This window comes from Arthrobacter sp. Br18 (assembly GCF_000520555.1).
In the GTDB taxonomy this organism is placed as follows: Bacteria; Actinomycetota; Actinomycetes; order Actinomycetales; family Micrococcaceae; genus Arthrobacter_D.
Window position 1 is genome coordinate 1 of sequence record NZ_AZSA01000257.1, and the last position, 8,841, is coordinate 8,841.

The following is an 8,841-nucleotide window of genomic DNA, read 5'->3' on the forward strand; positions in this document are numbered from 1 at the left end:
GCCGCCTAACTCCCCTTGGTACCGTTCAGCTTGAAAAATTCCGCGGAATTTGTCAAGGCAGATGAGGCCAGCGGGAGTTTAGGCAGCTAATTCGACATCGGTTGATGGGTCCTTCATTTCGGCGGTCGTGGTCTCCATGGGTTTGTTGATCCAGGTCGTGCCCGGCAGGGCGAGGATCTTCGGATCCGTGGTGGTGGAGAACCGGTGCGGGTTCGCTGCGCGGGCGGCCTGCAGGACTGCGGTGCGGGCTCGGGCCGTGGCGGCCGCGAGACCGTAGTGAACGTCCGCGGGGGTGTTCAACCCGATGCCGGTATGCCGATGATTGTGGTTGTAACCATCGACGAAGTCGGCCATGAAGGCGCGTGCGTCGCCGAGGCTGGCGAAGCGTTCCGGGAACACGGGAGCGTATTTCAAGGTCTTGAACCAGCCCTCCGAGAACGGGTTATCATTGCTCACCCGGGGCCTGGAGTGCGACCGGATGATCTCCAAATCTGACAACATCGCGGCAACGGTCTTGCTCGTCATCGACGTTCCCCGGTCGGCGTGAACAACCTGCGGGGTGCCATGCAGAGCGAAGGTTGTCGTCATTATCTCCGCCGCTAACACCGCGGATTCAGACGCGTGGACGGCGCAGCCCACGATGTAACGCGAGTAGATATCGATCATCACGTACGCATCGAAATACTTGCCTTTGATCGGCCCGGGCAGCTTGGTAATATCCCACGAAATGACGTCTCCTGGTTTGACGGCGACAAGTTCCGGGATGGCTCGCGCCGAATGCCGCGCTTGGGCACGACGCTCCTTCACTTGACGGTTGTCCCGCAGAACCCGGTAAATGGTGGAGATCGACGCCAAATACACGCCCGCGTCGAGCAGCTGGGCGTAGATCTGGATCGGCGCCAAATCGACGAACTCCGGCGAGTTCACCACGTCAAGGATGTGGGTCCGCTCGGCATCGCTGAGCTTGTTCGCCGGCACTACCACGACCGCCGGCAGACGTGTCGCCCGGGGCTTCCGGGTGGCGGTTGCCCGGGGAAGACCGACCAACGTGGCGGCCGTGCGGGTGGAAATGCCGCGGGCGGTCAGCTCACGATAGGTGGTTTTTACTGTCTCGTCTGCGGTGGTTCGTCCCGCGAGCTCTTGGAAAGATTTTCCAACAGCTCGTGCATTTTTGACATGATCTCCAACGCCACCTCGGTCGTGGCCAGACGTTGGTCCGTCAACTCCAGTTTTCGTTTGAGCCGGGCGATCTCGGCCTGCTCCGGGGTGAGTTTCCCGATCTTCTCCCCGGGCTGTTTGCCCTCCAGCACGCCGGCGTCACGGAGCTTTCGCCATTCGGTGATCTGGGAGGAATAGATGCCCTGCTGACGCAGATACGCCCCGCCCGTATTCGTGGCGATCGCGACCTCGTAAGCGGCAAGGTGGACGAGTTTCTGCGCCGGAGTGATCGAACGCCTCCGCGTCGGACCACCCGACCTCGGCCCTGCAGGGATGCTGTTGTTCATAGGACTATCGTCGCGCACGGCGCTGATCGATGGACTGGACATGGTGGATCGGTTCCTGGTTCTCGCCCTACGACACGGCGGACTTGCTCTTAGCTACTGGCCTCACCCGATCCTGACACGCAGGGTGGCGCCGTGGTGCATGATCACTGCCACGCCCCTATCGGAGAAGTGGTCAGCACCGTGACCGAGGGCATGGGCGGAACGCTCGGCTCCGTGGCCCTCCTGGTGGGCCTTGGCACCATGCTCGGGAAGATGATCGAAGTGTCCGGAGGCGCTGAGGCACCTGCCGGCAGGTTCACCTCGATTCTGGGTCCCAGACGCGTCATCGCGGCCCTGACCGCCGCCGCATCTGTACTGGCGATCCCCGTGTTCTTCGACGTCGGATTCATCACCCTGATACCGATCATCTACGGCTTCGCCAAGGCAGCGGGCGTCAATCCCGTAAAGTTCGGCCTTCCGGTGGGCGGAATCCTGCTCGCAATCCACGTTGTGGTCCCGCCCCACCCCGGCATTGTTGGCGGCGCCGGAGTCCTCGGCGCCGATATCGGCTGGATCACCATCCTGGGCCTGATGATCTGCGTGCCTGTCGGCGTCCTTGGGTACTTTGTAGCCAAGCGGATCAACCGCCGCGACTTCGTGATGCTCCCTGCCACGGCTGAGCAGTTCCGCCTGTTCGGATCCGGCCAGTCCGACGTCGAACGCGAAGCGTCGGCCGCTCAGGCAAACAGTAACCCCACCGGTTCTTCGGTTTCCGCCTCACCCCAGCCCGGCACAACCCTCACCGCACCCAGTGCGCCATCGCCGGGCATGATCATCGCCCCGATCGTCCTGCCCATCGCCATGATCATGCTGGGCACAGTTTCCATCGTGCTCCTGCCCGAGGAAAGCACGATCCGGCCCGTCTTCGCCTTTATCGGCCCGCCGATCTTCGCGCTCCTGGTAACCATTTCGCTTGCCTATTACTTCCTGGGCATCCGTCGCGGCTGGTCATCACAGCAGACCGGCGAAATCATGGACTCGGCGCTGGCACCCACCGCGATCGTCATCCTGGTGACCGGAGCAGGCGGCGTCTTCGCAAGAGTCCTGACGACATCGGGCATTGGTACCGCCCTCGCGGACACGCTAAGCGCGGCCGGCCTGCCCGTACTGCTCCTATCCTTCGTCCTGGCCGCTGTGCTTCGCCTGTCGCAAGGCTCGGCAACCGTGGCCATCATCACTACCGCCGGCCTTCTCGCAGCAGCGGTCAGTGGTAGCGAATTCACCACGGTTCAAACCGCCCTCATCGCCATCGCGATCGGATTCGGTGCCCTCGGCTTTTCCCACATCAACGATTTCGGGTTCTGGATTGTCACCCGCTTCCTCGGCCTTTCAGTGGCAGACGGGGCCTGCGGTCCTGAACAGTGCTCACCACCATCCTTGGTGTCGCAGGTTTCATCCTCACCGCGCTGGTCTGGGCTGTCGTGTCCGCAATAGGCCTCTGAGGTGAATGCCACCTAGCCTGGTTCCATCACTCCGTCAGGGCCTCTGTCGGCCGTCATCCGCGGTCGGCAGAGGCACTGGTAGGGCCTTTGCGGCCGCAGCAGTGGCTCCTCAATCCAGCGGACTTGAGGGTTCGAGTACTCCGCTCGGAACGGCGATTTCTTCGAGAGCCATGACGAACCCTGTACTATAAGCAACCACACCGCCAATCCCCTCTTTTCCGCCGACCTGTCCGAATCAACCGAAGCTCGTCCGCCTCCTGCCTCGATCAGGTCACCGTCTGGTGCTTCGTTCTCTGCAGGATCTGCCCGGCCGTTACTGGCGCGGAAGGATCTATCACTGGCACTCGGTAGGCTTGCACAGTGACTCCCGAGAAAGCCCATGGCCTGCCCGGGCTCTTCGTCGCCTTCGAGGGCGGCGACGGCGCCGGCAAATCGACCCAGGCCTCCCTCCTGTGCGAGGCTCTGCGGGCAGCGAATATTCCGCTGGTGCGCACGCGTGAGCCCGGTGGAACTCCGGTGGGTGAGAAGCTCCGCAGCCTCGTCCTCGAGCACGGCCAGGGCGAGATCGACGCACGCACCGAGGCCCTGCTCTTCGCGGCGTCGCGGGCCGCCCATGTTGCCCAGGTGATCCTGCCAGCGCTGGCTCGCGGCGACGTCGTCGTTTGTGACCGCTACGTCGACTCCTCGGTCGCCTACCAGGGCGCGGGGCGCGAACTGGGTGCGCAGACCGTTCTGGACGTGAACCTGTGGGCCGTGAACGGGCTCCGCCCCGACCTCACGGTCCTGCTCGACGTGGAGCCCGCAGAGGGACGCAGCCGGCGGACGGCGCAGGACACCCCGGAGGACCGCATGGAATCCGAACCCGACCCTTTTCATGAGCGCATCCGCGCACAGTTCCTCGATCTTGCAGGGGGCAGCCCGGACCACTACCTGGTGCTGCCCGCTGACGGCGCAGAAGACCAGCTCGGCCGGATGATCCTCGACGCCGTCACCGGACGGCTGGCATGAGCGTCTGGGCTGACCTGCGGGGGCAGGAATCCGTGGTGGAGCAGCTCAAGCGTGCGTCGCAGTCCGGCACCCCGACCCACGCGTGGCTCTTCACCGGACCGCCCGGCTCCGGGCGCTCCAACGCGGCCAGGGCCTTCGCTGCCGCGCTGCTGTGTGACCGCGAGTCGCTGGAGGAGCGCGGCTGCGGAACCTGCAAGGCCTGCCGGACGGTGCTGGCCGGATCGCATGCCGACCTCACCAACGTCACCACCGAAAAAGTGACCATCACCATCGACGAAGCACGCGAACTGGTCCGGAAGGCGCAGGACAAACCCTCCACGGGACGCTGGCGGGTGATCGTGGTCGAGGACGCCGACCGCATGCAGGAGCGCAGCACCAATGTGCTCCTCAAGGCCATCGAGGAGCCCCCGCCCCGCACCATCTGGCTGCTGTGCGCGCCGAGTCCGGGCGACGTGCTCGTCACCATCCGGTCCCGCTGCCGCTCCGTGAGCCTCCGGCTTCCGCCGGTCCGCGACGTCGCCGAGTTGCTGGTGGCCCGTGACGGTATCGACCCGACGACGGCGGAAGCGGCGGCTCGTGCCGCGCAAAGCCATATCGGCGTGGCTCGACGGCTGGCCACCGATGACGGCGCCCGCGAGCGCCGCAACCAGATTGTGCGGCTTCCGCTCACGCTGCACTCGGTATCGGGAGCCATGAAAGCCGCCGCCGACCTCGTGAAGCTGGCCGAGGCGGAGGCCCAGAGCTCGTTCGAGCAGCGGGACGCAAAGGAGCGCACCGCACTGCTGACCGCGCTCGGCGCCCCGGAAACGGGAACCCTCCCGCCGTCGATGCGGAGTCAGGTGAAGCGCCTCGAGGAGGACCAGACGCGGCGGGCCAAGCGGTCGAAGAACGACTATTTCGACCGTGCACTGACCGACCTCATCTCGTTCTACCGGGACGTCCTCATGCTTCAGCTCTCCAGTCCCCGGGAGCTCGTCAACGAGCCGCTTCGGCCCGAACTCGAGGCCTTCGCCGCGGACGGCACCGCGGAGGCCACACTCCTCCATATCGAAACCATCAACGAGGTGCGGACGCGGCTGGTGACCACCAACGTGTCCCCACTCCTTGCGATCGAAGCGATGGCAGTCAGCCTCCTGTCCCGAAAGGACCTTGCGCGATGAAATCCGCACCGGGAAGCACCGCCGCCCCGTTCCCCCGGCGTTGTCGTTGGGGTCCGCTCGCGGCTGGTTCCGTGCTTGTGCTCGCCCTGTCCGGATGCTCCTTGCTGCCGGCCCAGGACGACGATCCTGCCGAGACAGGGGTGGCGAGCGCCGACCCCACCGTGGTGGGCGAGGTGCCAGGAGAGCTGGACGCGTTCTACAGCCAGCAGGTCGTGTGGGAGCCCTGCGAGGAGGAGTACGCCTGCACCACGGTGGAGGTGCCCCTGGACTACGGCGACCCGGAGCGGGACACCATCGAGATCGCCGCAATCCGGGCCGACGCCGGCGGGGAGGCCCAGGGCACTGTCCTGGTCAATCCGGGCGGGCCCGGCGCATCGGGCTACAACATCGTGAAGGACGGGCTTGGTCGGGTCGCGAGCGAGGCGCTAAGGGAAGCCTACGACGTCGTCGGCTTCGACCCACGCGGCGTGAACCGCTCCAGCGCCGTCGAGTGCCGCACCGACGCCGAGAAGGATGTGGTGCGCGAGGAGTTCATTCCCGCCGGCACCTCCGACGAGGATGCCCTGGCCCTCGTCACCGAGGAAGCGCGGGCGTTCGCCGACCTGTGCGCCGAGCGGACCGGGGAATTGCTGGGTTACGTGGACACCGAGAGCGCGGCCCGGGACATGGACATCCTGCGCGCTGTGGTGAATGACCCGCAACTGAACTTCCTCGGGTTCTCCTACGGAACCCAACTGGGTGCCGCTTATGCCGAACTGTTCCCGGACCGCGTGGGCCGGATGGTGCTCGACGGCGCCATCGACCCGTCTCTCTCCAGTGCGCAGTTGACGCTGGGCCAGGCCGCGGCTTTCGAAGAGTCGCTCCGGGCCTACGTTGCCGACTGCCAGTCGAGCGATGAGTGCCCCCTACCGGGGTCCGTGGACGACGGCGTGGCCGCGGTGCAGGAGCTGTTCGCCGCCATCGAGCAGGAACCGCAGCGTGCTGAGGACGGCCGGCTGGTCACCGTGGGGACCTTCGTCCAGGGTTTCATCTTCCCGCTGTACGACAATGCCAACTGGCCTGCCCTCACCACGGCATTGACCAGCGCACTGGGCGGTGATGTCAGTGACATGCTCTACCTTGCGGACCTTGCTGCGCAGCGCAGCCCCGACGGGACCTACTCCACCAATTCCGCCGAGGCTTTCATTGCGATCAACTGCCTTGATTACCCCATGGCCTCCGATCCGGCGCAGCTGGTGCAGGAGAAGGAAGAGCTTGTCGCAGCCTCGCCGACGTTCGGGGCGCTCCTTGCCTACGGTGGTGCCAACTGCGCACCCTGGGAATACGGTCCTGTGCTCGAACCGGAGCCCGCGAGTGCTACCGGTGCCGGGCCGATGCTCGTGATCGGGACGACGGGCGATCCCGCCACTCCCTACGAATGGTCCCTTGCCCTTGCCGACCAGCTGGAATCGTCGGTGCACGTGACCTGGGAGGGCGAGGGGCACACTGCCTACGGGCGTTCCAATGAGTGCATCGGAACCATCGTGGACTCCTACTTCCTTGACGGAACAGTGCCCGAGGACGGCGTACGCTGCTGAGGGCCGCTTTGACCAGCGGGCTGAGGCTCTTATAGAGTTGTCCCTTGTGGATTGACCCAGGGAAACCTCCCAATCATGAAGCATGCCTCCTTAGCTCAGTCGGTAGAGCGTCTCACTCGTAATGAGAAGGTCGCCAGTTCGACTCTGGCAGGAGGCCCACGAAGGACCCCCGGACCGTACGCGGCCGGGGGTCTTTTTGTGGGTGCGCCACCCCCTTCCCCGCTGATTAAGCGGTTATGGCGACTTTTCTGCGGGTGAAGGCGCCATAGGTGCTTAATCAGCGGGGGGTGGCGGGCCTGGACGGGTCAACTCAATGCCGGCCCCGATTCCGCCGACCCCGTCAGCTCTCCCAGGAAGGCATGGCATTTGGCCGCCCGCTCCGAGTCCTGCGCCATGACCTGCTCGAAGAAGTCCGCGATGTCGTCTCGGCCGGCATTGCGGGCATCACGTACGTACTGCCCATAGTCGTGGCCGGCCTTCAGCGAGTGGTACTGCAGCGAGATGAGGTCGAACGAGACGTCGTCGAACCCGGTTTCTCCTGTAGCCATGTGGCACCTCCATAGTTGTGATGAACAGGTGGTGTCAGGTTAGAGCCGGCGCCGAAGCTCCTGCAACGACAAGAAAGACCAGCGGCCGCCACTCGCCAAACCCCTCCCCCCCGATTTCTGTTAGGCGTCCCCTGTTTCCCGTCGGAACGGTGCCATCTGTCCGGCCCCTGACTTCGAATAGAGCATGTTCACATTCGCCGGGAGGACAAACCTGAAACGTCCCCCATCAATCGAAGGAGCACCATGCCCTATATCACCACCGATACGTCCACCAACGGTCAGGCCGTCGAGCTCTACTACGAGGATTTCGGGGCAGGCAAGCCCGTGGTCCTGATCCATGGCTGGCCGCTCAGCGGCCGCTCCTGGGAAGGCCAGGTCCCCGCCCTGGTCGAGGCTGGACACCGGGTCATCACCTACGACCGCCGGGGATTCGGGAAGTCCTCCCAGCCCTGGTCCGGTTACGACTACGACACCTTCGCAGCCGACCTGAAAGCACTCCTCGACGAACTCGATCTACGGGAGGTCACACTGGTCGGCTTTTCCATGGGTGGCGGGGAACTGGCCCGGTACGTCGGAACCTACGGAAGTGAAAGGATCTCGAAGCTTGTCTTCGCCAGCGCGATCACGCCTTACCTGTGGAAGTCCGAGGACAATACCGAGGGAGGAGTCGACCAGAAACTGGCGGACTGGTTCGGGAACGGACTCACCACTGACCGTCCGGCGTTCCTCAAGGAATTCCTCACGATGTTCTTCACCGCCGGGAAACCGACCCTGCTGAACAAGCCCACGGTCAGCGATGAGCAGTTCGCCTACAACCTGGCCATTGCCGAGGGAGCCTCTCCCAAGGGGACCCTGGACTCAACGGCAGCGTTTGCCACCACCGACTTCCGTCAGGATCTGGCCAGGATCACGGTACCGACCCTCGTCATCCATGGTGATTCGGACACGATCGTCCCCTTCGAAGTCAGCGGTCAACGCACCGCCGACGCCGTCGCCCACAGCCAGATCGTCCTCCTCAAGGATGCCCCGCACGGCCTGACCGTGACCCACAGGGAGGAATGGAACAGGCACCTGCTGGAATTCCTCGCCCAGTAACACCTCGACGCACAGCGGGGCCTTCCTGAAAACAATGTCCCGCCGGTCGTGCCCTTCGCCATGTCCGCGCCGTGCTTCCGCGGGACGGACACGGCCGGGCACCGTGGACACGGCATGGCCACGGCCGGGCACCGTGGACACGGCATGGCCACGGCCGGGCACCGTGGACGTCACTGGCGGCTCTGCTGCTGTTCCACGATCCCCCTGGACTCCCACGCGGAATGAAGCGGAGGATCTGCACGGAACACTCCAAGGCTCTGCAGACAGGCTTCGATGGCAGGAAACATCTCCTGTTCAATATCGACAAAATTCCGGATCGAAGAATTCATATCAGCAAGGGGACCGACCCATTCGAATCGGCGACTTACGTGTGAGTCGCGCCGTCGGGCCACCAATCGCGTGATATAGCTTGCTCCTAACAGCTACAAGGGGGTTCGAAATTCGAACATCTCGCAGCGGTGAAGAGA

At 64.5% G+C, this 8,841-nt stretch carries 7 protein-coding genes and 1 tRNA gene; 6 read left to right on the forward strand and 2 right to left on the reverse strand.

What is annotated here, in order from left to right; all coding sequences use genetic code 11:
• Positions 1–78: 78 nt before the first annotated feature.
• Positions 79–1,505 (reverse strand): IS3 family transposase gene (locus Y704_RS0101450; protein WP_155850159.1). Its coding sequence is split into 2 segments (ribosomal slippage): positions 79–1,154 and positions 1,154–1,505, totalling 1,428 coding nucleotides; the frame shifts between segments, so codons are not numbered across the junction.
• A gap of 168 nt (positions 1,506–1,673) precedes the next feature.
• Here Y704_RS0101450 and Y704_RS18110 point away from each other — a divergent pair.
• From Y704_RS18110 to Y704_RS0101480, 5 genes are all read left to right on the forward strand, one after another.
• Entirely contained in the window at positions 1,674–2,978 is a 1,305-nt protein-coding gene (locus Y704_RS18110) for a GntT/GntP/DsdX family permease (RefSeq protein WP_051476583.1), read from the forward strand.
• A gap of 368 nt (positions 2,979–3,346) precedes the next feature.
• Positions 3,347–3,994: a dTMP kinase gene (gene tmk / locus Y704_RS18115; protein ID WP_081747337.1), complete on the forward strand. Its 648-nt coding sequence runs from the start codon at positions 3,347–3,349 to the stop codon at positions 3,992–3,994.
• A complete protein-coding gene (locus tag Y704_RS0101470; RefSeq protein ID WP_026548812.1) occupies positions 3,991–5,154 on the forward strand; it encodes a DNA polymerase III subunit delta' in 1,164 nt (387 codons plus the stop codon). The genes tmk and Y704_RS0101470 overlap by 4 nt, the downstream gene beginning before the upstream one ends.
• Positions 5,151–6,731, forward strand: coding sequence for an alpha/beta hydrolase (locus Y704_RS0101475; RefSeq protein ID WP_026548813.1), 1,581 nt, complete (start codon positions 5,151–5,153; stop codon positions 6,729–6,731). Before Y704_RS0101470 ends, Y704_RS0101475 begins: the two co-directional genes overlap by 4 nt.
• Before the next feature lie 84 nt (positions 6,732–6,815).
• A tRNA-Thr gene (locus Y704_RS0101480) sits at positions 6,816–6,888 on the forward strand.
• A 148-nt stretch (positions 6,889–7,036) separates the two neighbouring features.
• Here Y704_RS0101480 and Y704_RS0101485 read toward each other — a convergent pair.
• On the reverse strand, positions 7,037–7,279 hold the full coding sequence (locus tag Y704_RS0101485; protein WP_026548814.1) for a hypothetical protein: 243 nt from the start codon (positions 7,277–7,279) through the stop codon (positions 7,037–7,039).
• Between the two features lie 243 nt (positions 7,280–7,522).
• Here Y704_RS0101485 and Y704_RS0101490 point away from each other — a divergent pair, with 243 nt between their 5' ends.
• On the forward strand, positions 7,523–8,374 hold the full coding sequence (locus tag Y704_RS0101490; protein WP_026548815.1) for an alpha/beta fold hydrolase: 852 nt from the start codon (positions 7,523–7,525) through the stop codon (positions 8,372–8,374).
• Positions 8,375–8,841 lie beyond the last annotated feature (467 nt).

Excerpts from the sequence above, each read along its gene's own strand:
- Y704_RS0101490 (WP_026548815.1), top strand. The coding sequence starts at position 7,523 with ATGCCCTATATCACCACCGATACGTCCACCAACGGTCAGGCCGTCGAG.
- Y704_RS0101470 (WP_026548812.1), top strand. The coding sequence starts at position 3,991 with ATGAGCGTCTGGGCTGACCTGCGGGGGCAGGAATCCGTGGTGGAGCAG.
- Y704_RS0101485 (WP_026548814.1), bottom strand. The coding sequence starts at position 7,279 with ATGGCTACAGGAGAAACCGGGTTCGACGACGTCTCGTTCGACCTCATC.
- Y704_RS0101475 (WP_026548813.1), top strand. The coding sequence starts at position 5,151 with ATGAAATCCGCACCGGGAAGCACCGCCGCCCCGTTCCCCCGGCGTTGT.